Source organism: Buchnera aphidicola (Tuberolachnus salignus), from assembly GCF_900016785.1.
Classification (GTDB): domain Bacteria; phylum Pseudomonadota; class Gammaproteobacteria; order Enterobacterales; family Enterobacteriaceae; genus Buchnera_F; species Buchnera_F aphidicola_M.
Genome location: NZ_LN890285.1, coordinates 87609 through 112728 on the forward strand (window position 1 = coordinate 87609; position 25120 = coordinate 112728).

Genomic DNA, 25120 nt, shown 5'->3' on the forward strand with positions numbered 1-25120 from the left:
ATTTAGGATTTAATATGCCTATTATTACGTTTTCGACAGGAATTAAAAAAAAATATGTACATAATATTTTTTTAAAAAATATTGTTAAAGAAATATTTAAAAAAACAAAAAAAAAATATATTGCTGGTTATGTTAATAATCAATTAGTAGATTTAAATTTTCTGATTACTAAAGATTCTAAAATAATTTTAATTCCTGAATATGACAGAAATTTTTTAAAAATGATTCGAATTTCGGGAATGCAACTTTTAAATTATGCTGTTACAGAAATTTGGCCTAATATTAAAAAAGCTAGTGGTATGATTACGGATGAAGGGTTTTATTGTGATTTTGACAATATGGATTTTGTTTTTACAACAAAAGATTTATCATTAATTAAAAAAAAAATGTTATATTTGATTTCTAAAGAATATAATATTGTTTTTAAAAAATTTTTTAAAAAAAAATTTTTAAAAATATTAAAAATACGTAAAGAAAAATATCAAAGTTTTTTATTAAAAATTAATGATACATTATCAGACACAATTTCAGTATGTTTTCATGAAAAATATTTTGAAGAATGTCATGAAGTACAAGTTCCTAATATTAAATTTTGTAAGCATTTTTTTTTAAAAAATATTTCAGGTGCTTATTGGTTAAATAATGAAAAAAATAAAATGTTACAACGTATTAATGTTGTTATTTGGTCTTCTTCAAGTGAATTGTTATATTATAAAAAAAAAAAAATAGATGCAGAAAAACGGGATCATAGAAAATTAGCAAAAAAATTAGATTTATATCATGTTGAATATGAATCTCCTGGAATGATTTTTTGGCATCATAATGGATATGTAATTTTTCGACAATTAAAGACATTTATTCGTAATAAATTATTACGAAATTCTTATCAAGAAGTGAAAAGTCCAATAATTTTGAATCAAGCACTTTGGAAAAAAAGTGGTCATTTAGAAAATTATGAAAAATCCATATTTACAACAAATTCTGAACATCAAATGTATTGTATTAAACCTATGAATTGTCCTGGTCATGTTCAAATTTTTAAACAAGGTTTAAAATCATATAAAGATTTACCATTAAGAATATCAGAATTTGGTAGTTGTCATCGCAAAGAATCTTCTGGTTCTTTACATGGTTTGATGCGTGTACGAAGTTTTACTCAAGATGATGCACATATTTTTTGTGCAGAAGATCAAATTCGAGAAGAATTAATTAATTGTATTGATTTAATTTTAAATATTTATCATGTTTTTGGATTTAAAAAAATTACAGTTAAATTTTCTACAAGACCTGAAAAAAGAATTGGTAGTACAGAAACATGGAATAAAGCTGAAAAAGATTTAGAATATGTTTTAATCAATAAAAAATTACCTTTTTCTATTCAAAAAGGTGAAGGTGCATTTTATGGTCCTAAAATAGAAATTTCTTTAGAAGATAGTTTAAAAAGAATTTGGCAATGTGGAACGATCCAATTAGATTTTTATCTTTCTAAAAGATTAGATGCTTTTTATGTTAATAAAAATAATCAGCGTGTTTATCCAGTTATCATTCATCGTGCTATCTTAGGTTCAATGGAACGTTTTATAGGAATTTTAATAGAAGAATATCATGGTAAATTTCCTTTTTGGTTAGCTCCAATACAAATTGCAATTATTATTATTTCTAAAACTCATAAACAATATGCTCAAAAAATTTGTAAAAAATGTTTAATTTTTGGTATACGATATTCTTGTGATTTTAGTGATATTAATTTTAATTTAAAAATTAAAAAATATATTACTCAATATGTACCATATATTATTATTTGTGGTGATAAAGAAATTTCTAAAAATGTAATTACTGTTAGAAAACGTGATAGTAATGTATTATATGTAAAAAATATTCAATTGTTTTTTGAAGAATTATTACAAGAAAGTACTCAACATTATCTTTATTAAAAATAAGAGGTATTTCGTATTAAAGTCGGAAAAAAAAATCAATTAATACATGCGCATCGTATTAATGAAAAAATTCGTGCTATAAAAGTTCGCTTAACAAGCGTAGATGGTGAACAAATTGGTATTTTGAGTTTACAAGATGCGTTAAAAAAAGCTCAAGAATTGGGTGTAGATTTAGTAGAAATTAGCCCTAATGCTGAACCTCCTGTTTGTCGATTAATGGATTATGGAAAATTTTTATATGAAAAAAATAAAGCAACAAAAAAACAAAAAAAAAAACAAAAAATTATTTCTGTTAAAGAAGTAAAATTTCGTCCTAGCACACAAGAAGGAGATTATCAAGTTAAATTAAGAAATTTAATCCGATTTTTAAAAGAAGGACATAAGGTTAAAATTACTTTAAGATTTCGTGGACGAGAAATGGCACATCAACGTATTGGTTTAAAAATTTTAAAACGAGTACAACAAGATATAAAAATATTAGCAATTATTGAATTTTTTCCTACAAAAATCGAAGGACGACAAATGATTATGTTATTATCACCTAAAAAAAATATTAAGTAATTTTTTTACAAAATTACTTTTTTAAAAAAAAATGGAAATAATATTTTATGCCAAAAATCAAAACTATACGTAGTGTTTCTAAACGATTTAAAAAAATTTCTTCTGGTCATTTAAAACGTAAACAAGCAAATTTACGACATTTATTAACTCATAAAACAACACATAAAAAACGTCATTTGCGTAAAAAAATTGTTTTAAAATCTATTGAGCGTTCAAAAATTTTACTTTGTATACCATATTTATAATAACTATGATAAAAATTTTTTATTTTTAAGAGAGGTTTTCTATGGCTCGTGTTAAACGAGGTGTTATTGCACATGCACGTCATAAAAAAATTTTAAAACAAGCAAAAGGATATTATGGTGCAAGATCTCGAGTTTTTCGAGTAGCAAAGCAAGCTGTTATTAAAGCTGGACAATATTCATATAGAGATCGAAGACAAAAAAAAAGAGATTTTAGAAAATTGTGGATAATACGTATTAATGCGGCAGTAAATTCTTATAATTTGTCATATAGTCAATTTATGTTTGGTTTAAAGAAAAAACATATTTTTTTGAATAGAAAAATTTTGTCTGATTTATCTATTATGAAAAAAGATGATTTTTTTTTATTAGTAAAAAAAGTTAAAAAAATTTTAGAAACAAATAAATTGGATTTAAATCGATAAAAAATTATTTTTTTAAAGAATATCTTTAGTAAGATAAAGATAATAGATTAATTTAATAATAAATTTTTTTTCTTTTATTTTGATGTAGGATAAATAATGTGAAATCAGAAAAAGAAATTGTTGTTTTTTTAAAAAATATTTTTAAAGAATTTTTATATGAATTAAAAAATGTGCAAAATGTATTTCAATTAGATATTTTAAAATCGCAATATTTAGGAAAAAAAAGTGTTTTAGTAAAATATTTAAAAAATATTAAAAATTTTCCACTTTTATTGCGTAAAAAACGTAGTATTTTTTTAAATACTTTAAAAAAAGATATGTTACAACAAATTTTTATAAAAAAAAAACATCTTAAAAATAAGATTTTTAAAATTCATAAAAATATAATTAAATACGATGTTTCTTTACCGGGACGTCGTATAAATCAGGGAGGTTTGCATCCTATTACGTTAATGTTAAATAAAATTAAAAAATTTTTTTATAATTTTGGTTTTGTGAGTTTAGAAGGTCCGGAAGTTGAAGATGAATATCATAATTTTGATGCTTTAAACGTTCCAAAAAATCATCCTTCTAAAAGATTAAGTGATACTTTCTGGTTTGATACAAAACGATTATTACGTACGCAAACTTCAAGTATGCAGATTAGAGCATTAGAAAAATATAAAATACCATTTAGAATTATTATTCCTGGTAAAGTGTATCGACATGATTTAGATATGACGCATACTCCTATGTTTCATCAAATTGAAGGATTAATTATTGAACCTCTGATATCATTTTCTAATTTAAAATGGTTATTAAATTCTTTTTTGAAACATATTTTTAGTTCTCAAATTGAAATTCGTTTTAGAACGTCTTTTTTTCCTTTTACTGTTCCTTCTTTAGAGACAGATATAAAAAATGTTTCAGGACAATGGTTAGAAATTTTAGGAGGAGGAATGGTTCATCCAAATGTTTTAAAGAAATTTCATGTAAATTCAAAAAAATATTCTGCTTGTGCTTTTGGAATTGGGATTGAACGTATCGCTATGATTAAATATCATATTAAAGATATTCGTAATTTTTTTGAAAATAATATAGATTTTTTGAAGCAATTTAAGAGTGAGTGAAATATAAATATATGAAATTGGGAGAAGAATGGTTATATGATTTAGTTCCTTCTTTAAGAAATTGCGTAAATTTTAAAAAAAAATTACTGCAGGTAGGAATAGAAACACATTATGTTCCAGATTTGATAAGTCCACCTTTAGTATCAAATGCAATTGTTGGTACTATTACAAATATTTTAGTACATCCTAAAAATAAAAATTATATGATATATTTAGTATATTTAGGAAATTTTTTTTTGCATAAAACAATTATTAGTTTTTTAAAAATTTTTCATATTGGCGATAAAGTTTTAGTTGCTATTTCTAATGTTACATATTATAAAAATTCTTTTGTAACTAATGTTGAAATTTTTGGAAAAATTTCAGAAGGATTTTTTTGTGATTTTTACATGTTGAACAGAGGATTTAAAAAAAATGACATAGTTTTTTTATCAAAAAATATTTCTAATGGAGAAAATTTTTCTAAATATTTATTAAAAAATGCTCGAATTATTAAGTTTGAATGTCCCAGTAATCGTATAGATCTACAATGTGTTTTTGGTCTTGCTCGAGAAATTGCAATTATTAATCAATTATCATTACCTCAATTACCTAAAAAAAAAATATTAAAAAATTTTAAAAAATATCGTTGTCAAATCGATTTTGAAGATTTTTCAGAACATATTAATTATACCTTTAGAGAAATACATAATTTAGATAATAAAAATGTATTTTTACCATTTTTAATTCAAGAAAGATTAAGAAAATGTGATTTGATGTTTGAAAATGTTTTAGAAAATTTAGTTCATTATCTTTTTCTTGAAACTGGTCATTGGTTTCATATTTTTGATATAGATTTATTAAAAAAACAAAAAATTAAAGTACGTCTAAGTAAAAAAGGAGAATGTGTTTATATTTCTTCAAAAAAAAAAATTTATTTGCAAGAAAACACTTTAATTTTATCTAATTTTGAACAAATTTTATCTTTTTCAGATATGTTTGAAATTACAGGAGCAAAGGTTACTAAAAATACAAAAAATTTATTTATTGGAACTATGGATTTTTTACAAGAATCTTTTTTTTTAAAAAAAAAAGAAATATTTTTTTTAAAAAAAATATGTACAAATTTAAAATATAATATTTGTTCTTATAAATGTTTAAACATTTTAGATTATTTTACTTTTTTAATTTTAAAAATTTGTGGTGGTACAGAAACAACGGTTTTTATGAAATTAAAAAATTTTTTTAAAAAAAATACAAAAAAAATTTTAGTAAATTTTAAAAAAATTAATAATATTTTAGGTGTTAAAATTCTAGAAAAAAAAATTGTACATATTTTAAAAAAAAATTTTTTTAAATATACTTTTGAAAATAATTTAGTATATTTTCAACCGCCTTATTGGCGTTTAGATATTTTAATTGAAGAAGATATTATTGGCGAAATAGTTAGTAAATTTGGGTGTCATAAAATTCCTAGTCTTCCTTTTAAACAAAATAGTTACAATTCTTCTATTCAATTGAATAATGTTATTTCTTTATCGCGTATTAAGTCGTTTTTAATTAATAACGGTTATTTTGAAATCATTTCTTATAGTTTTATTAATCCAAAATTTCAAAAATTTTTTTTTCCAAATCAAAAATTTTTAGTAATTAAAAATCCAATTTCTATTGAAATGTCTGTTATGCGATCTACTTTATGGATAGGATTATTGAATTGTGTTGCATACCATCAAAATCGACAATATGAACATATACGTATTTTTGAAACTGGTTTATGTTTTTTTTTAGATGATACTAAAAATTTACATGTAAGACAAGAAGATTATTTAGCATGTGCTATTAGTGGATTTGTAAAGACGAAATCTTGGTATTCTACTAATAGAAATTTTGATTTTTATGATATGAAAGGAATTGTAGAATCAATTTTTGATTTATTTGGACAATTAAAAAAAATACATATTTCTCCAAAAATTTTTCATGGATTAAAATCAAATTGTAGTGCTGGAATTTATATTTCTAATCAATTAATAGGAAAAATAGGAATTTTAGACTCTTTAATATCGGAAAAATTTTCTATTACACAGCCAGTTATATTATTTGAAATTTTATGGAAAAAAATTTTTTTAAAAAATTCGTTTATTGTGCGTCCTATTTCTGAGTTACCAAAAATCAAACGAGATATTTCTATTATTGTGAAAGAAGATATTATGAGTTCTCAAATTGTTAACATGTGTTATCAAATTTTAAAAAATGATAATGTTGAAATTTTTTTATATGATATGTATCATGGCGAAAAAATTCAGAAAGGTTATAAAAGTTTATCTTTACGTTTTATTTTTGAAAGTTTTAAAAAAAATTTAGTAGAAAATCAAATATCAAAAAAAATTCAAAACTGTATTTTAGGATTAAAAAATGAATTTCAAGCAATTTTAAGAGATTAAATTTATGGTATTAACAAAAGCAGAAATTTCTGATTTTTTATTTAATAAATTAGATTTAAATAAACAAGATGCTAAAGAACTAGTAGAAATTTTTTTTGAAGAAGTTAGAAAATCTTTAGAAAAAGGAGAAAATGTAAAATTATCTGGTTTTGGTAATTTTTATCTGCGTGATAAGAAACAACGTCCAGGTAGAAATCCTAAAACTGGAGAAAATGTATTTATTTCAGCTCGACGTGTTGTCATTTTTAAAGCTGGTCAAAAATTACGTCATAGAGTAGAAAAATTTTCAGAAATTCCTAAAAAAAATAAAAAATAGAAATGATTATAATAAATAAAAAAGTAATATAGTTTCATGTTGTTAAATTTTTTTTTATTTTAAAAATAATTTTTTAGTTTTGTTGATTTCTTTTAAACTGTTAATATTGACGATTTTGAATTTTAAAGGTATGATTATAAGAAAAAGATTTTTTATATATAATTTTTTATTTACAAGTACAAATTATTCAAAAAAGTTATATAAATTTTTTTTATATTTTTTTATAAACAAAAAAATATTTTAAAAAATATATATATTCTCTTTTTAAAATACCTTTCCAGATATAAAGACGCATGTGTTCAAGGTAATAAATTATTATTATATTTTTTGGACAGATGGTAATTTATTACTGGACATAAATTATTTACTTTTTTTAGAAGGTATTTATATGAATTTTTTAAATTTTAATCGATTAATGTCAATATATTCTAATTTTTCTACAAATAATCCATATTTTTTTATATTTATGTTATGTGTTTTTTTTGTTATTGTTTATTTTTCTGTTATACGGCCGCATCAAAAAAAAATAAAAGAACATGAAAATTTTATTGAAAAATTAAATGTTGGTGATGAAATTTTGTTAAATAGTGGTGTTGTAGGTCGTATTGAAAAAATATTAAAAAATGATTATATTGTATTATTATTGAATGCTACTACGTTAATTTTAATTAAAAATCAAAGTATTTTAAAAAATGTTCCTAAAGGTACATTAAAATTAAATAATATTATTTAATATTATTTAATATTATTTAATTTTTTTAATTTTTTACACAAAAAATTAAAATTTTTAAAAATAATATTTTTTAATAATTAAAAATATGAAAAATGTTTTTTTAAAAAATGATTTTTTTTTTAGAAAATATGCTCTTAAGTACCTTTAATTCTGTACTTAAGAGGATTATTTTTTTTAAAAAATTAAAAAAATTTTTTGTATATTTATTTTTTTTTTGGAATTTTTAAACAAGAAAAATCTGCAAAATAAAAAAATATTTCTTTTACGTAATTCATTAAAATTAATCGATTATTTTTTATTATTGTATTTTCGTGATTAATTAAATTATTTTCAAAAAATTTTTTTAATAAAATACATAATTTTTTGATTTTTTTAAAAAATTTTAAATAACAAAATTTTTTTGTTTTGTTTTGTATTTTTTTTTGAATGTTTTGGATTTTTTGAAATAAAATTTTTTCTGTTGTATTAAAAAATTTAAAATTTATTAAAACAATTAAATTTTTAGAATAATTTAATTTTTTTAAAATATTATCAATTCTTTTATAAGTAACAATTATTAGATAATATTGTTTTTTTTTTTTATATTTGTGTAAAATAAAAATTCGTTTATAAATATCTAAAAAATTTGTAGTATTTAAAACTAATATTGATTGTATTAAATCTTTTGAATATTTTTTTGTATAAAATTGTTGAAATTTTTTTTTAAAAAAAAATAAAATTTTAGTTATTAATTCTTTGACATTTTTTTTAATAGAATAAGATTTTAAAGAATGTTTAATTAATTTATCAAATCGTATTTTAATTTTATATTTAATTAAAATTCTTAAAATACCTATTGCTGCTCTTTTAATAGCATAAGAGTCAGAATTTTTTTTTGGTTCTTCGTGTATGCTAAAAATTCCTGTAATAGTATCTAATTTATCTGTAATTGAAATAATTTGTGCAATAGTATAATTAGGTAAATGATCGGTAGAAAATTTTGGAAAATAATGTTCTTTAATTGAACATGAGATTTCTTTTTTTTCATTAAAAAATTTTGAATATTGAGATCCGATAATTCCTTGTAATTCCGGATATTCAAAAACCATTAACGTTGTCAAATCACATTTAGATAATTGTATAGTACGTGTTAAAAGTTTTAAATTAACATTTTTAATTTTTTTACTTAACCAAATACTGACTTTTTGAATTCGTAATATTTTTTCAAACAAAGTACCTAATTTATAATGAAAGCTAATATTTTTTAATAAATTTATTCTATTTTCAAATGGAATTAATAAATCTTTTTTTAAAAAAAATAATACATCATTAAATCTTGCTGATAAAACGTTTTCATTACCTAAAATAACATTTTTAAAATTTTTTGATTCTATATTACTAACACAAATGAAAGTATTTAATAATTTTTTATTTTTTGAACTATAGACAGGAAAATATTTTTGTTGCTTTTCCATAACATAAATTAAAATAGATTTAGGTATTTTTAAAAATTTTTTTGAAAAAGATCCTATTAATACTTTTGGCCATTCTACCATTGATGTAACTTCATTTAATAAAGAATTTTTAATATCAACAAAATATGAAAAATCTTTCATTATATTAATCAAATCAAAAAATATTTTTTCTTTTCGTGTTTTTTGATTAATAAGTATTTTTTTTTTAATATAAAATTTTTCTGTATAATAATTTGCATGTAAAATAGAAAAAAAGTATGGATCTAAAAAAAAATGGCCCATCGATGTAGAATTAGAAGTTAATCCAAATAATTTAATAGGTATTACAATATTATTAAATAAAATTAATATGTTTCGGATTGGTCGAATAAATTTAATATTTGATTCATTCCAAAACATTGCGTTTTTACAAGGTATTTTAAGAAGTGCGTATGGAATAATTTTTTTTAGAACATCAAATAATGTAATGGAATTTTTTTTAATATTATAAGTTAAATATTTTTTTTTATTAATAATACTTTTTTTTATATTTTTTTTATTTATTTGAAATTTCTTTATCCATTTTTGAGTATCTTGAGTAATATTTCCATTTTTTTTATAAGCATTTTTTAATAAAGGTCCTTTAATTCGTATTGTTTGTTCTTTGTTGTTGTTTTTTAAATCAATTATTTTTAATGCTAAACGTCGTGGAGTTGAAAATTTTTGTATTTTATCCCAGACAATATTGTTAGTTTTCAATAATTCTAAAAAAATTTTTAAAAATTCTTTTAATATTTTAGATAATTGATAGGCCGGGAGATCTTCGATAATTAGTTCTATTAAAAAGATATTTTTTTTCATTTATAAAAACCTAAGTATGATGATAAAAAAAAAAATTAATTATTATTAAAATTTTTTAAATAATTTAATGCGATTTCTTTAATTTGAGTACGTATTTTTTTAATATAATGTGTACGTTCAGTTACAGAAAAAGTTTTTTTACAATCTAATAAATTAAAATAATGTATAGCATGTAACATATGTTCATAAGCTGGAATAATTAAAATTTTTTTATGTTGATTTAATCGTTTTGATTCTTTAAGATAAATTTTATATAATTTATATAATATTTTAGAGTTTGATTCAGAAAAATTATATAAAGAATGTTGTTGTTCAAAATTATTAAATAATTGACCATATGTAGTAATTTTATTTTTATTTTGAGTCCAAATAATTTCAGAAATATTTTTGCATTGTTGTATATGTAATGCTAATCTTTCTAAACCATATGTAATTTCAGTTGAAATAGGAACACTATTTAATCCTCCCATTTGTTGAAAATAAGTAAATTGTGCGATTTCCATTCCATTAATCCAGATTTCCCATCCTACACCGCAAGCGCCTAAAGTTGTATTTTCCCAATTGTCTTCTAAAAATCTTATATCATTTTTTTTAATATCAATGTTTAAATGTTGTAAAGATTGTATAAATATTTGTTGAATATTTTTTGGAGCAGGTTTCAACAGTACTTGAAATTGATAATAATGTTGTAAACGATTTGGATTTTGAGTATATCGTCCATCAGACGGTCGTCGTGTAGGTTGTACATAAGCTATTTTTTTTTTTTTTGAATTTAAAGCAGTAAAAAAAGTTTGATGGTGAAAAGTTCCTGCTCCAATTATAATATCTAAAGGTTGTAAAATTGTACAATTTTGTAAATTCCAAAAATTTTTTAAAGAAGAAATAATTTCTGAAAAAGTTAAAAACTTTAAAGAGTTCATATAAATAAGTCCAAATATTTTATTTTTTAATTATTGATAAAATTATTATGATATTATTTAAACATATAAAAGTAAATTAAAAATTTTTTTAAAAAATTTATAATATTTTTTTTAAAATAATATTTTTTTTTAAAAAAAGTAAAAATTTTTTAAATTAAAATAAATATATTAAAAAAAATTTTAGAATATTTCTTTTTAAAACATAATTTCACATTTAAAAAATTTTTTCAAGGATAAAAATTTGAATTATGAAATATATTGGAGCTCATGTTAGTTCTGCTGGAGGAATAGAAAATTCAGTTTTACGTGCATATCAAATAGGCGCAACAGCATTTGCATTATTCGTGAAAAATCAAAGACGTTGGGTTTCTAAACCTTTAACAGAATTTTCGAAAATTTCATTTAAAAAAAATTGCAAAAATTACGGATATTCTCCGCAACAAATTTTACCTCATAGTAGTTATTTAATTAATTTAGGGCATCCAGATGATTATTTACGGAAAAAATCACAATTCTTTTTTATTCAAGAAATAAAAATATGTTTTGAATTAGGATTGTCTATGATAAATTTTCATCCAGGTAGTTTCTTAAGTGTAATTTCTGAAAAAAAATGTTTACAAAATATTATTAAATCTATTAATACAATATTAAATTGTACAACCGGAATTGTTTTAGTTATTGAAAATACTGCAGGACAAGGTAGTAATGTTGGATATTGTTTTGAACATTTAGCATATATTATTAAATATGTAGAAGATAAAACTCGAATTGGAATTTGTTTAGATAGTTGCCATTTGTTTGCGGCAGGTTATGAATTGCGTAATTTTTCAAGTTTTTTAAATACTTTTAAAAAATTTGAAGATATTGTAGGGTTTAAATATTTAAAAGGTTTACATTTAAACGATTCTTGCATGCCTCTGAATAGTCGTATTGATCGTCATGAAAATTTAGGAAAAGGATATATTAAAAAATTTTTTTTTGAATGGATTATGAAATCTCAACAATTTATTAATATTCCTATTATTTTAGAAACGAAAGATTTTAATTTATGGCCTATAGAAATTCAATGGTTAAAAAAAATACAAAAAGGTAAAATTATTGATATTTTAACATCATAAAAAGTATACAATGAAATAATAATATATTCCTAAATATCTTAAAAATAATTTTTTAATATTTTATATATTTTAATTTATTTTTTTAACTTGAGAAAAAAATGATTACATTAAAAACTGATATAAAAACTAAAAGTGGTACTCAATATAATCGTTTGATGCGTAAATTTTATAATAAAATTCCTGCGATTATATATGGTTTTAAAAATAATAATATTACAATATCAATTTTTTTAAATCATAATGATTTTTTAAATGCTCAAAAAAAAAAAAATTTTTATGTTTTGCCATTATGTTTATTATTGGAAAATAAAAAATATATAGTAAAAATTAAAGAAATACAAAGACATCCAATTAAATCGAAAATTTTACATATAGATTTTTTACATATTTCAAAATAAATTAAAAATTTATATTATTGATATAATGATATTATTTCTATATAAAAAAATTTTTATCGGCACTAAAAGTATAAATGTATTTTTTAAAATATTTATATTTATATATTTTTTAAATTTTTTACTTTTTGTGCCGATTCTAGAATTTTTTATTAAAAAAAATTTTTTTTTAATATAAGATGTTTAAATAATTTATAACATAAAATAGTTTGAGGTTGTGAAAGTAAAAAAAATATTTGAAAAACCATAATTAAAATAATAATTAGAAGTAATAAAAATCCGTTTTTTATTGAAATCTTGAATTTAAAAATATGAAATTTTTTTTGAGTTTTAAAAAAAATTATCCAATTAAACAAAATATAAATAAATAAAAAAAAAGTACATAAAAAAAATGTTATAAAAAATAAAAAAAAATTAGAGTTTGGTATTCTTTGCATAGAATTTGAAGTTAAAGCAGTTAAAATTCCCGGTAAAAAATATATAATAGGCCAACATATACAAGCAAAAAAATTTGGAATAAAAAAATTTTTTGTTGAAATATTAAAAATTCCAGATATTACAGGAATTAAAGGACGAATAGGTCCGATAAATTTTCCAAAAAAAATGGTAAAAAAACTGTATTGAAATAAATATTTATAAATTTTTTTTATAATTTTTTTTTTTTTTTGAATAAAATTCATGTTTTTTATTTTTTTTTGACCAATTTTTCCTATAAAATATGAAATTAAATCTCCAAGATAACATCCTATAAAACTTAAAAACCATGCATGATAAAAATTTATTTTTTCATGTCCGATAAATGTTCCTAATGTACTCATACAGACTAATCCAGGAATAAATAATCCAATAAAAAGTGTAGATTCCAGAAAAGAAATTATAAATACTATAAAAGGTAAATGATTTAATATAAAATTCATATAATGAGCAAGATAATATTTCATAATTTTTCAATAATTTCAAAGTAATAGTGAATAGTATACATATTATTTTTTATAAAAAATTTTTTCTTTATATATTATTAAGGGTTTTATATATTTATGTATAATAAGTTTTTAAAAAAACATTCTCCTATTAAAAGATTAGGTCAAAATTTTTTAAAAAATTCTTTTATAATTTCTAAAATAATTGATCAGATGAATATTCAATATCAAGATCATATGATAGAAATTGGTTCTGGTTTAGGTGCTTTAACAGTTCCAATTAGTCAAATAGTAAAAAAATTAATTGTTTTAGAAATTGATGAAAAATTAGTTTTTTTTTTATCTAAAAATATTTTTTCTAACATAGTTCGTATTTTTTTAGTAAATGCATTAAATTTTAATTATAAATTATTCTTAAAAAAATATGATGGTATTTTATTTCGTATTTTTGGAAATTTACCTTATAATATTTCTACTCTTTTTTTATTAAAAATAATGAAAGTTAATGAATATATTTTTGATATGCATTTTATGTTTCAAAAAGAAGTTGCTGATCGAATAATTGCACTGCCTAATACTAAAAAATATGGACGTTTGAGTATTGTAACTCAATATTTTTATAACATTAAAATTATTTTACATGCAACACAAGAAGATTTTTTTCCAAAACCTAAAGTGGATTCTACTTTTTTAAAGTTTATACCAATATTTAAAAAAAAAAATATTAAAAAATATTTAATTTTATTAGGATATGTTACGCAAATAGCATTTAAAAATCGTAGAAAAATTATAAAAAATAGTTTAGGTATACTTTTTAATGAAAAAACATTATTGTCTTTAGGAATTAATCCTTTAAATCGACCAGAGAATATAACAGTTTTACAATATTCAAAATTAGTAGATTTAATTATTTTAGAAAATTTGTTATAATTTTTTTTGTTTTCAATATTATATAATTTTTTCAAATATAAAAATGCAAGCAAAAAATCAGCTTGCATTTTTTATATTTTATATTATTCAAAACAATAAAATTTTTAAATATGCAACTTATAAATTGATTTTTTTTAACGACATTGTATTTGTTGAATTGAATAAACATTTATTTTATCATGGTTTTTAAAAGCTCCATATGTTGCATATACACCCTTTAAAGTAGTATCATAATGTATTTGATTTTGTATAATATATTGAAAAATTTCTTTATTATAATTTTTTTTTTGAGAGAAATCTGGAATGTTAATGATGTAAACATATTTTTTATTTTTTAAAATTTCTTTTAAATAAATTTTTTTAAGATTAAGACAATTAATATGATGTAAATTAAGTTTTGAATTTTCTAAAAATTTATATATTTTTTTTGAAACAAAATCAATAATAAAACCTAAATTGATAAATTTTTTGCATATTTTAAAAATTTTTTTTAAATTTTGAAATGGTATTATACATAAAATTAAACCAGGAATTAAAATTTTAGAAACAGTACTTTGTAAAGCTTTATAAAAAGCATGTGAAAATTTTTTTCCAATCCCCATTACTTCGCCTGTAGATTTCATTTCTGGTCCTAAAATTAAATTAGAGTTTTCAAATTTATTAAATGGTAAAACAACTTCTTTTACAAAAAAATATTTTGAAGATTTTTCTTTGAGACATTTTTGTTTTTTTAAAGTATGATTAATCATTACATAAGCAGAAATTTTTGATAATTCATAACCAGTAGCTTTGGAAAGAAAAGGAATAGTTCGTGATGCCCTAGGATTTACTTCTAAAATATATATTTTTTTTTTTTGAATTGCAAATTGAGCGTTCATTAATCCTTTAATTGAAAGTTCTATAGCTAATTTTTTAACTTGTTTTTTAATTTTTTGTATTATTTTAGATGAAAGAGTATAAGGTGGAAATACGCATGCTGAATCTCCTGAATGTATTCCAGCAGGTTCTATATGTTCTAAAATTCCACCAATTAAAACATTTATACCATCACATACAATATCTACGTCTATCTCTGTTGCATTTTCTAAATATTGGTCTAATAATATTTTTTGAATTTGAGAAGTATTTTTTAAATTTTTAAAATATTTATTTAATTCTATTGGATTTTTAATAATTTTCATATCACGTCCACCTAAAACATAAGACGGGCGCATAATAATAGGATAACCTAAAATTTTAGATTTTTGAGAAGCTTCTTCAAAAGTATTTACGATATAGTTGTTTGGTTGTTTAAATTTCAATTTTTGGATTATTTTTTGAAATTTATTTCTATTTTCTGCTTTATCAATATTTTCGTATGTGGTTCCTAAAATTTTAATATTGAGTTTTTGAAAATATTTTGCTAATTTTAAAGGAGTTTGCCCACCATATTGTATAATGATTCCTAAAGGTTTTTCTAAATTTACAATAGAAATAATATGTTCCAATGTAATCGGTTCGAAATACAATCGATTAGACATATTATAATCAGTTGAAACTGTTTCTGGATTACAATTAATCATAATAGTTTCATAATTTTTATTCATTAAAGCTTGAGATGCATGTACACAGCAATAATCAAATTCAATTCCTTGACCAATTCGATTAGGACCTCCTCCTAAAATAATAATTTTTTTTTTGTTTTTAGTAGGAATTGATTCACATTCATCATCCCATGTTGAATATAAATAAGCAGTTTCTGTCGAAAACTCTGCAGCACAAGTATCAATTCTTTTATAAACAGGGCGAATATCAGAATTTAATCGAATATCACGGATTATTTTTTCTTTTACATTTATTAATTGTGAAATTCTTAAATCTGAAAATCCTTTTTTTTTAATAAATTTTAAAAATTTTAAATTTATTTTTTGTATTTCAATTTTTTTAATATCTTTTTCAATAAAAATAATTTCTTGAATATAATATAAAAACCAAGGATCTATTTTAGTAAAATGATTTATTTTTTTTATTGACCAATTTTTTCGAAAAGCTTCTCCAATATACCATACTCGTTCTGGACCAGCATGAGTTAATTCATATATTAATTTTTTTTCATTATTGATAATCTCAATTGAAGCAGGTTTCCATAATGTAATATCAAATCCAGAAGAATTTATTTCTAAACTTTGTATAGATTTTTGTAAAGCTTCGGAAAATGTACGTCCAATAGCCATAACTTCGCCAACAGATTTCATTTGAGTGGTTAATCTATCAGTACATTCTGGAAATTTTTCAAAATTAAATCGAGGCATTTTAACTACTACATAATCTAACGAAGGTTCAAAAGCTGCTGGAGTACCAACACCAGTTATTTCATTTTGCAATTCATCTAAAGTATATCCAATTGCTAATTTTGTTGAAATACGTGCAATAGGAAAACCAGTAGCTTTTGATGCTAGAGCGGAAGATCGAGAAACTCTAGGATTCATCTCGATAATAATCATATCTCCATTTTTTGGGTTAATAGCAAATTGAACATTTGCTCCTCCATTATGTACTCCTATTTCTTGTAAAATATTTTTAGAAGCATTGCGCATTTTTTGAAATTCAATATCACTTAAAGTTTGTGATGGCGCTACAGTAATTGAATCTCCTGTATGTATTCCCATAGGATCTAAATTTTCTATTGAACAAACTACAATAAAATTTTCTTTTGTATCACGTATAATTTCTAATTCATATTCTTTCCAACCAATTAATGATTTATCTATTAAGAGTTCATGTGTAGGAGATAATTTAAATCCTAATCGACAAATTTTTTTAAATTCTGGAAGTGAATAAGCAATTCCTCCGCCACTACCTCCCATAGTAAATGATGGTCGAATAATGCATGGAAAACCAATTTCTTCTACTGTTAATAGTGCAGTTTGAAGATTGTTAACAATTTTACAAGGAGCTGTTTTTAAATTAATTTTTTTCATAGATTTTTCAAATAAATGTCTATCTTCAGCTTTTTGAATAGCTGAAATAGTGACACCAATAATTTCTATGTTATTTTTTGTTAAAATTTTTTTTTTATGTAATTTTAAAAGACAGTTTAATGCTGTTTGTCCACCCATAGTAGGTAAAATAGCATTTGGTTTTTCTTTTTGTATAATTTTTTCAATAATCGAAGATTTTAGAGGTTCGATATATGTCTGATCTGCTAAATTCGGATCTGTCATAATAGTCGCTGGATTAGAGTTGATTAAGACTATTTTAATACCTTCTTCTTTCAATACTTGGCAGGCTTGCACTCCTGAATAATCAAATTCGCAAGCCTGTCCAATTATAATAGGACCTGCACCTAAAATAAGAATTTTTTTTAAATCAGATCTTTTAGGCATTTTTTTTCCTTTTTAGACATTATTTTAATAAATTTATCAAATAAAATTTGTATATCATGTGGGCCAGGAAAAGCTTCAGGATGACCTTGAAAACTAAATGCTAAAGAATTTTTCAAAGATATTCCTTGAATTGTATTATCAAATAGAGAAATATGGGTAATTTTAATATTTTTATTTAAAGATAAAGGATCAATAGTATAATTGTGATTTTGAGAGGTAATAAAAATACGATTATTTGATAGTGATTTTACAGGATGATTAGAACCATGGTGTCCAAATTTCATAGTTATAATTTTTGCATTTTCTGCTAAAGCTAAAATTTGATGACCTAAACAAATTCCAAAAATTGGAATATTACAAAATAATAATTTTTTAATTTGTTGTACAGTGAACGCACATAATCGGGGATCACCTGGACCATTTGATAGAAGAATTCCTGAAGGTTTTAATTCTAAAATTTTTTTTATTTTAGTTTCTGCGGGAACAATTGTAATAATACAATTTTTTTTAGACAAAATTTCTAAAATGTTTCTTTTAATTCCAAAATCATATACTACAACATGAAACAAATTTTTTTTTTTATATGGAATATGAAATCGATTTAAATAATTAAAAGGACTGGAAGATTTCTTAGTAGTCCAAATATATTTTTTTTTTGTGCTTTTTTTTAAAATTATGTTTTTTTTAGGGAAATTTGAATATTCTGAAATTTTTTTTAAGATTTTTTTTGAAGAAATGTTAATATCTGTAGTAATGCAACCATATTGAGTTCCAGATGTTCGAATAATTTTTGTTAATTTTCGAGTATCAATATCTGTAATTGAAATAATTTTATTTTCTTTAAGATATTTTAAAATTGTTTTTTGACTTGTATAATGGCTTGCTATTTTTGATAAATTTTTAGCAATAATGCCTTTTACATGTATTTTTTTTGATTCTGAAGAAAAATTATTAATACCAATGTTTCCGATATGTGGGTATGTAAAAACTATAAACTGATTACTATATGAAGGATCTGTTAAAATTTCTTGATATCCAGTCATAGAAGTATTAAAAACAATTTCTCCAAAAATAGTTCCTTTTATTCCATCATTTTTTCCGTAAAAAATAGTACCATCTTGTAATATTAAAATTGCCTTAATGTGCAAGATAATTTCTCCTAAATTATGTGAAAAAAAATTTTAGAACATTCTAAAATAAAATTTAAGATTATCTCAAATTACTTCTTTTAAGGTATCTTCCATAGTAAAAAATCCATTTTTTTTATTATTAATCCAAACAACAGAATTTAAAGCGCCTCGAGAAAATATGTTTCGATGATTTGCTTGATGTGTTATTTTTATAATTTCTTCTTTCATTGATAAGATAACTGTATGTTCTCCGATTACTTTTCCTATTCGAATACTTGAACTACCAATTTTTTTTTGTACATTTTTAGTATTTAAATAATAATAATTTAATATATCTTTTTTTAAAAATTTCCAATTAAAAAAATTAGTAATAATTGATTGTAAATATAAAGAAGTTCCAGATGGTAAATCTTTTTTTTGAGAATGATGTGTTTCTAAAATAGAAATTTCATTAACTTCTCCTAAAATTTTAAAAATTTTTTCTAAAATTAAACACATCAAATTAATACCTAAACTAAAATTAGGAGAACATAAAATAGAAATTTTTTTTGAATATTTTTTAATTTTTTTCATTTGAGTATTAGTAAAACCAGTCGTACCAATCACAATTTTTTTATTTCTTTGTAAACAAAATTTTATATTTTCTAAAGAATTTTCAGGAGTACTAAAATCAATCATAACATCAAAATTAATATTAGTATTTTTTTTTAATTTTTCTAAAGTTAATATCGGAAAAGAAAATTTTTTTTTTATTTTTTTTTGATTTTTTTGTATGTGATATGTAATTGGATTTATTAAAGCAGCAACACAAATAATTTGATTATTTTTTTTTAATTCTTTGATTAATGAACGACCCATTTTTCCATATGCACCAGAAATTATAATGTTGATATGTTGATTCATAAGTTTTCCAATATTATTTATTTTAAATATTTAAGAATTATTTATTTTATTTTGTGTATAAAAAAAATAAAATAAATTTACTGCATATATTAATTATATATGTATAAAAATTTTAATTTTATTAGTATATCGTATGTTGTATAGCTTTTGAATGTATTTTTAAATATGTTTCAAAATAAAAATATTGAGTTTTATACATAAAACTCAATATTAGAAACATATTGTATTTTACAAAAAATAAAAAACAATAAAAATTTTTAAATTTTTTCATCTAAATAAAAACTGATTGTTAAAAAAATTCCTATAATTATATAAATATCTGCTAAATTGAATGTAAAAAAATGAAAATTTTTTAAATGGAAATCTAAAAAATCAATTACATATCCAGTTATAGATCTGTTTAATAAATTTCCTAAACTTCCAAATATAATTAATAAATATCCAATATTATTATTTTTTATAGAAGTCTTAGGATGATAAATATATAAAAAATAATTTATTATTAAGAAAAAAAATATATTAAAAAACAATAAAAAAAAATTTTTTGAATAATTCAAAGAAAATAAATTTAATGAAATACCATAATTATGTAAATTTTTAAGATTTAAAAAACAAAAAATTTTTTTTTTTTTGATAAGGAACAATTTTTGAAATTAAATATTTACTTAACAAATCTGAAAATAATATTATAGTACCAATAATTAAATTATATTTTTTTTTTTTTAAAAAAATGTTCTTTTTTCTCCTGTTCCGTAAATATTTAAAAAACATCGAGAACAAATATTTGTATTGATAAAATTTTTTTTGAAATTTTCGATATAATGCCAGCATCTTATACATTTTCTTCCAATAGATTTTTTAATTAAAATTTTGCATTTTTTAAAATGATTACTATTTTTTAAATTTTTTGGAGCAATATGATATTTTTTAAGAACAATTTGAGAAACAGAAAAAAAAAGTGGTAATTCTTTACTATGAATTCTTTTTAATATTTCCAATATCGAATCAGAAACATATAAAATAATTTTAACTTCTAAATTACTTCTAATTATTTTTTTTTCTCTTTTTTGTTCAATTTTTTTGTATATTTCATCTCGTAATAAAAATAAAATTTTCCAAATTTTAGAATCAAAAATTGTTTTTGAAAAATATTTTTTTTTTAAATTGTACCAAGTAGTTACAAAAATAGAGTGTTCTAATTTTTCTGGAATATAATTCCAAATTTCGTCAGCAGTAAAGGATAAAATAGGAGAAATCCATCGAACAAAACAATGTAAAATATAATATAAAACTGTTTGACTGCTCCTTCTTTCAAGACTGTTTTTTTTAAACATATATAAACGATCTTTAACAATTTCAAAATAACGTGAACTTAATTGTATAGAGCAAAAATTTAAAATATTTTTAACTACTGTATGAAAATCAAATTTAGAATAATTTTTAATAATTTTTTTTTGAAATTTTTTTGTTATATTTAAAATCCAATGATCTAAAATTAATATTTTTTTTATTGGAATGGAATGAAGACTAGGAACAAAATCATATAAGTTTGCTAATAAAAAACGCACAGTATTTCGAATACGTCGATAATATTCTGAAGTTTGTTTTAAAATTTTATCAGAAATAGATATTTCATTTGAATAATCAGTATATGCTACCCAAAGTCGTAAAATATCTGCACCCCATATTTGAATAATTTTTTGTGGTGAAATAATGTTTTCTAATGATTTTGACATTTTTTGTTTTTTTTGATCTACTACAAAACCATGAGTAATAACTGTTTTATAAGGAATAGATTTACGAGTGCACATAGAAATAATTAAAGAAGACATATACCAACCTCGATGTTGATCTGATCCTTCAATACATAAATCTGCAATATAATTTTTTTTATTAAGAACATTATATTCATAAATTTTTAATTGATGATTTGATCCAGATTCAAACCAAACATCAATAATATCACTAACTTTTTCGTATTCATCAAAATTTTTATTTAATAATATTTGAGGATCTAAATTCCACCATATTTGGCTTCCTTTTTTTTTAACTATTTTACAAAAATTTTTTATAATTAAAATAGTATCAGGATGTAATTTTTTAGTTTTTTTATGAATAAATAATGGAAGTGGAACACCCCATTTTCTTTGTCTTGAAATACACCAATCTGGTCTATTTTTAACTAAAATTTTCATTTTTTGGTTTCCCCATTTAGGGATCCAATTTATAAAATCAATTTTTTTTAAAATTTTTTTTTGTAATAAAGTTTGATCAATTTTTATAAACCATTGAGGTGTAGCACGAAATATTACAGGAGTTTTATGTCTCCAACAATGTGGATAACTATGAAAAATATTTTTAAGTAAAAAAATACAATTTTTTTGTTGTAAAATTTTTAAAATAATTTTTGAACTTTTAAAAATGTGTGTTTGATTAAGTAAATCATATTTTTTAAAATTATATTTACCTAAAGAATCAATTATATTTTTAGGATGAATATTATAATGTTTGCATGAAAAAAAATCTTCAATACCATGATCAGGAGCCATTTGTACAGCTCCAGTACCTAAATCTTCAGTAACATATTGAGATAATATAATTGGAATTTTTTGTTTGGTAATGGGGTGTAATACCTTTAATAAATCAAATTCTTTACCGAATAAAATTGAAATTTTTATAAAATGAATTATTTTTTTTTTTTTTAATAAAATAGGTAATAATTTTTTTGCACAAATAAAAAGAGAAGAAGAAGTTTCAAATAAAATATATTCAATTTTTGGATGTAATGCAATAGCTTGACAAATTGGAATTGTCCAAAGAGTTGTAGTGTATATAATAAGTGAAATTTTTTTTTTTTTAATAAAAAAATTAGAAAAATTTTTTATTTTTTTTTTAAAAATTTTTTCTGAATTAATTAAATCCATAGTAAAAAAAATTGATTGACATTTTTTGGAAAAATATTCTATTTCTGCTTCAGCTAAAGAAGATTGACAATCAAAGCACCAATAAATAGGTTTGAAACCACGATATAATTTTTTTTTTTCAATAATTTTTTTTAAAATTAATAAAGTATTTGCTTCATTTTCATAATTCATCGTTAAATTAGCATTTTTCCAATCAGCTAAAATCCCTAATCTAACAAAATCTTTTTTTTGTTGTTTAATTTGTTCAAATACATATTTTCTACAAATTTTATGAAATTCTAAAATAGTAAAATTTTTTATTTGAATTTTTAATTTTTTTTCTATTTGATGTTCAATAGGTAAACCATGGCAGTCCCAACAAGGAATATAAGGCGCATAAAAATTTGACAATCTTTTAGATTTTACGATGATATCTTTTAAAATTTTGTTAACTGCATGTCCTAAATGAATATTTCCATTAGCATAAGGAGGTCCGTCATGTAAAAAAAAATGTTTTGTATTTTTTTTTGAATGTTCAAAAATTTGATAAATATTTTCGTTCGTCCATTTTTTTAAAATTTCCTGTTCTTTAATAATTAAATTTGCCTTCATAGAAAATTTTGTTTTTGGTAAATTAATGTTATGATTGTTAAAATTCATAATAATCTCTTTTAAATTATGCTAAAAAACAATAATAAAATATATAAAAAATATGTTTTTTGTTATAAAAAATTTTTATATAATATATTTTAATTTAAAAAATATAAATATTTTAATATACTTGTATTTTCAAATAATAACAATGCTTATAGTTATAAGATATTTTTTTTAGTCAATATTTTATATATATTAAGTTAAATCAATTAAATTTTAGACAGAAGGGAACATATTATTGGCTAATATTAAATCATCTAAAAAAAGAGCAATATCTTCAGAACGTCAAAGAAAATTAAATGTAAGTAAAAAATCTAGGGTAAAAACATTTATAAAAAAAGTATTAATTTCAATTAAAAAAGTTGATTTAAAAGAAGCAAAAAAAAATTTTATTATTATGCAATCTATTTTAGATAAAAGTGTATCAAAAAAAATATTTCATAAAAACAAAGCTGCTCGTTATAAATCTAATTTATCTTTTAAAATTAAAAATTTAAAACATTTTAAATAATTTTAAAGGAGCGAGGGAATACGAGTATTGTTTCTATGAAACAAATTTTTCATAGCGGACAATACTTTCTCTCGCATAAATTATTATTTTGTTAAAGCATCAAAAAATCTTTTTACACTATTAAAAAATCTTTTTGATTTTGGGCTATTGTTTTTACCTTTAACATCTCCAAAACTTTTTCCTAATTTATGTAATAAATTTTTTTGAGACATATTTAAATTAACTGGAGTTTCAACAATAATTTTACAAAATAAATCACCTTGCAATCCATTTCGAACTGATCGTATTCCTTTTCCTCGAATTCTAAAGAGTTTACCAGATTGGGTTTCTTGAGGAATTTTGAAATTAATTCTCCCTTCTAAAGTAGGAATTTCTATTTCCCCACCTAAAGCTGCCATAACACAATTGATAGGTACTTCACAATGTAAATTATTATCTTCTCGTTTAAAGATTGGGTGTTTTTTTACATTAATTTGAATGTATAAATCTCCAGAACGTGCTCCATTTAATCCCGCTTCTCCTTCGTTATTTAATCTTATTTTATCATTTGTATCAATTCCAGAAGGAATCTTAATAGATAATTTTTTTGATTTTTTAATTCTTCCTTGCCCATAACATTTTGCACAAGGATTTTTAATAATTTTTCCTTGTCCAGAACAAATTTCACAAGTTTGTTGTACACTAAAAAAACCTTTTTGCATATGAATTTGACCGTTTCCATGACAGTTTGTACATATCACAGGTTTTGTTCCGCGTTTTGAACCAGTTCCATAACAATCAATACATTTTGTTAACGTAGGAATATTAATTTCTTTATAAGTTCCTTTCACAGCTTCTTCTAAAGTTAATTCTAAATCATATTGTAGATCAGAACCTTTAGTTTTTTTATTTTTTTTTGTATTACCAAAAATATCTCCAAACACATCACCGAAAATATCACTGAAATCTGATGTAGAAGTTCGAAAATTATTATTAAAATTGTTATGTGAAGAATTTTGTTCAAAAGCAGAATGTCCATATTGTTCATATAATTTTCTTTTTTTAGGATCACTTAAAATTTCATATGCTTCTTTTACTTCTTTAAATTTTGTTTCGGCATTTTTATTACCTTGATTACGATCTGGATGATATTTCATCGCTAATTTTTTATATGCACGTTTGATTTCTAAATCAGTAGCAGTATTAGAAATATTTAAAATTTGATAATAATCTTTTTTCATATATTATTCTTCTATTTAAAAATTGAAAACTCAACGGGTGTCTAATAGAATAAATCTATTTCACCCGTTAGTAAATCTAAATAATTTTGTAAATTGTAATATTATTCATTATTC

21 protein-coding genes are annotated in these 25120 nt (G+C 21.0%); 12 read left to right on the forward strand and 9 right to left on the reverse strand.

Annotated elements, in window-relative coordinates:
* Window positions 1-14 precede the first annotated feature (14 nt).
* From thrS to yajC, 8 genes are all read left to right on the forward strand, one after another.
* Entirely contained in the window at window positions 15-1934 is a 1920-nt protein-coding gene (gene thrS / locus BTSPAZIEG_RS00420) for a threonine--tRNA ligase (protein WP_075472976.1), read from the forward strand.
* An 18-nt stretch (window positions 1935-1952) separates the two neighbouring features.
* Complete coding sequence (gene infC / locus BTSPAZIEG_RS00425) at window positions 1953-2498, forward strand: translation initiation factor IF-3 (protein WP_075472381.1); 546 nt, start codon at window positions 1953-1955, stop codon at window positions 2496-2498.
* Window positions 2499-2545: 47 nt separating this feature from the next.
* On the forward strand, window positions 2546-2743 hold the full coding sequence (gene rpmI, locus BTSPAZIEG_RS00430) for a 50S ribosomal protein L35 (protein ID WP_075472383.1): 198 nt from the start codon (window positions 2546-2548) through the stop codon (window positions 2741-2743).
* Between the two features lie 41 nt (window positions 2744-2784).
* Complete coding sequence (gene rplT, locus BTSPAZIEG_RS00435; protein ID WP_075472385.1) at window positions 2785-3165, forward strand: 50S ribosomal protein L20; 381 nt, start codon at window positions 2785-2787, stop codon at window positions 3163-3165.
* A 98-nt stretch (window positions 3166-3263) separates the two neighbouring features.
* A complete protein-coding gene (pheS, locus tag BTSPAZIEG_RS00440; RefSeq protein ID WP_082252435.1) occupies window positions 3264-4274 on the forward strand; it encodes a phenylalanine--tRNA ligase subunit alpha in 1011 nt (336 codons plus the stop codon).
* Window positions 4275-4285: 11 nt separating this feature from the next.
* A complete protein-coding gene (gene pheT, locus BTSPAZIEG_RS00445) occupies window positions 4286-6694 on the forward strand; it encodes a phenylalanine--tRNA ligase subunit beta (RefSeq protein WP_154017293.1) in 2409 nt (802 codons plus the stop codon).
* Between the two features lie 4 nt (window positions 6695-6698).
* The gene (locus BTSPAZIEG_RS00450) at window positions 6699-7010 is read left to right on the forward strand and encodes an integration host factor subunit alpha (RefSeq protein WP_075472389.1); all 312 of its coding nucleotides are present in this window, start codon (window positions 6699-6701) and stop codon (window positions 7008-7010) included.
* A gap of 295 nt (window positions 7011-7305) precedes the next feature.
* Window positions 7306-7743: a preprotein translocase subunit YajC gene (gene yajC, locus BTSPAZIEG_RS00455; protein ID WP_231937939.1), complete on the forward strand. Its 438-nt coding sequence runs from the start codon at window positions 7306-7308 to the stop codon at window positions 7741-7743.
* A gap of 203 nt (window positions 7744-7946) precedes the next feature.
* Here yajC and glyS read toward each other — a convergent pair whose 3' ends face one another.
* Both glyS and BTSPAZIEG_RS00465 read right to left on the reverse strand, forming a co-directional pair.
* Window positions 7947-10037, reverse strand: coding sequence for a glycine--tRNA ligase subunit beta (gene glyS, locus BTSPAZIEG_RS00460; protein ID WP_075472393.1), 2091 nt, complete (start codon window positions 10035-10037; stop codon window positions 7947-7949).
* Between the two features lie 35 nt (window positions 10038-10072).
* Window positions 10073-10957, reverse strand: coding sequence for a glycine--tRNA ligase subunit alpha (locus BTSPAZIEG_RS00465; RefSeq protein WP_075472395.1), 885 nt, complete (start codon window positions 10955-10957; stop codon window positions 10073-10075).
* Between the two features lie 248 nt (window positions 10958-11205).
* Between BTSPAZIEG_RS00465 and nfo the strand changes: the two genes are divergently transcribed.
* Both nfo and rplY read left to right on the forward strand, forming a co-directional pair.
* Window positions 11206-12075 (forward strand): deoxyribonuclease IV, encoded by an 870-nt coding sequence (gene nfo / locus BTSPAZIEG_RS00470; RefSeq protein ID WP_075472397.1) that lies wholly within the window; start codon window positions 11206-11208, stop codon window positions 12073-12075.
* A 98-nt stretch (window positions 12076-12173) separates the two neighbouring features.
* On the forward strand, window positions 12174-12473 hold the full coding sequence (gene rplY, locus BTSPAZIEG_RS00475; RefSeq protein WP_075472399.1) for a 50S ribosomal protein L25: 300 nt from the start codon (window positions 12174-12176) through the stop codon (window positions 12471-12473).
* A gap of 149 nt (window positions 12474-12622) precedes the next feature.
* Here the strand turns inward: rplY and BTSPAZIEG_RS00480 are convergent, their stop codons facing one another.
* A complete protein-coding gene (locus BTSPAZIEG_RS00480; RefSeq protein WP_075472401.1) occupies window positions 12623-13411 on the reverse strand; it encodes a DedA family protein in 789 nt (262 codons plus the stop codon).
* Window positions 13412-13507: 96 nt separating this feature from the next.
* Here BTSPAZIEG_RS00480 and rsmA point away from each other — a divergent pair, with 96 nt between their 5' ends.
* Window positions 13508-14320, forward strand: a complete 813-nt coding sequence (gene rsmA / locus BTSPAZIEG_RS00485; protein ID WP_075472403.1) for a 16S rRNA (adenine(1518)-N(6)/adenine(1519)-N(6))-dimethyltransferase RsmA — start codon at window positions 13508-13510, stop codon at window positions 14318-14320.
* Between the two features lie 134 nt (window positions 14321-14454).
* Here rsmA and carB read toward each other — a convergent pair whose 3' ends face one another.
* The 5 genes from carB to ileS form a co-directional block, all read right to left on the reverse strand.
* On the reverse strand, window positions 14455-17685 hold the full coding sequence (gene carB / locus BTSPAZIEG_RS00490; RefSeq protein WP_075472405.1) for a carbamoyl-phosphate synthase large subunit: 3231 nt from the start codon (window positions 17683-17685) through the stop codon (window positions 14455-14457).
* Window positions 17664-18833, reverse strand: coding sequence for a glutamine-hydrolyzing carbamoyl-phosphate synthase small subunit (carA, locus tag BTSPAZIEG_RS00495; RefSeq protein WP_082252436.1), 1170 nt, complete (start codon window positions 18831-18833; stop codon window positions 17664-17666). The genes carB and carA overlap by 22 nt, the downstream gene beginning before the upstream one ends.
* Before the next feature lie 66 nt (window positions 18834-18899).
* Window positions 18900-19718 (reverse strand): 4-hydroxy-tetrahydrodipicolinate reductase, encoded by an 819-nt coding sequence (gene dapB, locus BTSPAZIEG_RS00500; RefSeq protein WP_075472409.1) that lies wholly within the window; start codon window positions 19716-19718, stop codon window positions 18900-18902.
* A 257-nt stretch (window positions 19719-19975) separates the two neighbouring features.
* The gene (locus tag BTSPAZIEG_RS00505) at window positions 19976-20362 is read right to left on the reverse strand and encodes a signal peptidase II (RefSeq protein ID WP_075472411.1); all 387 of its coding nucleotides are present in this window, start codon (window positions 20360-20362) and stop codon (window positions 19976-19978) included.
* 78 nt (window positions 20363-20440) lie between these two features.
* Window positions 20441-23281 carry an isoleucine--tRNA ligase gene (ileS, locus tag BTSPAZIEG_RS00510; RefSeq protein WP_075472413.1) on the reverse strand — a complete coding sequence of 947 codons (2841 nt, stop codon included), beginning with the start codon at window positions 23279-23281 and terminating at the stop codon, window positions 20441-20443.
* A 232-nt stretch (window positions 23282-23513) separates the two neighbouring features.
* On the opposite strand from ileS, the gene rpsT reads away from it, so the two are divergent.
* On the forward strand, window positions 23514-23786 hold the full coding sequence (gene rpsT, locus BTSPAZIEG_RS00515) for a 30S ribosomal protein S20 (protein WP_075472416.1): 273 nt from the start codon (window positions 23514-23516) through the stop codon (window positions 23784-23786).
* Window positions 23787-23869: 83 nt separating this feature from the next.
* Here the strand turns inward: rpsT and dnaJ are convergent, their stop codons facing one another.
* On the reverse strand, window positions 23870-25006 hold the full coding sequence (dnaJ, locus tag BTSPAZIEG_RS00520; RefSeq protein WP_075472418.1) for a molecular chaperone DnaJ: 1137 nt from the start codon (window positions 25004-25006) through the stop codon (window positions 23870-23872).
* Window positions 25007-25120: the final 114 nt, after the last annotated feature.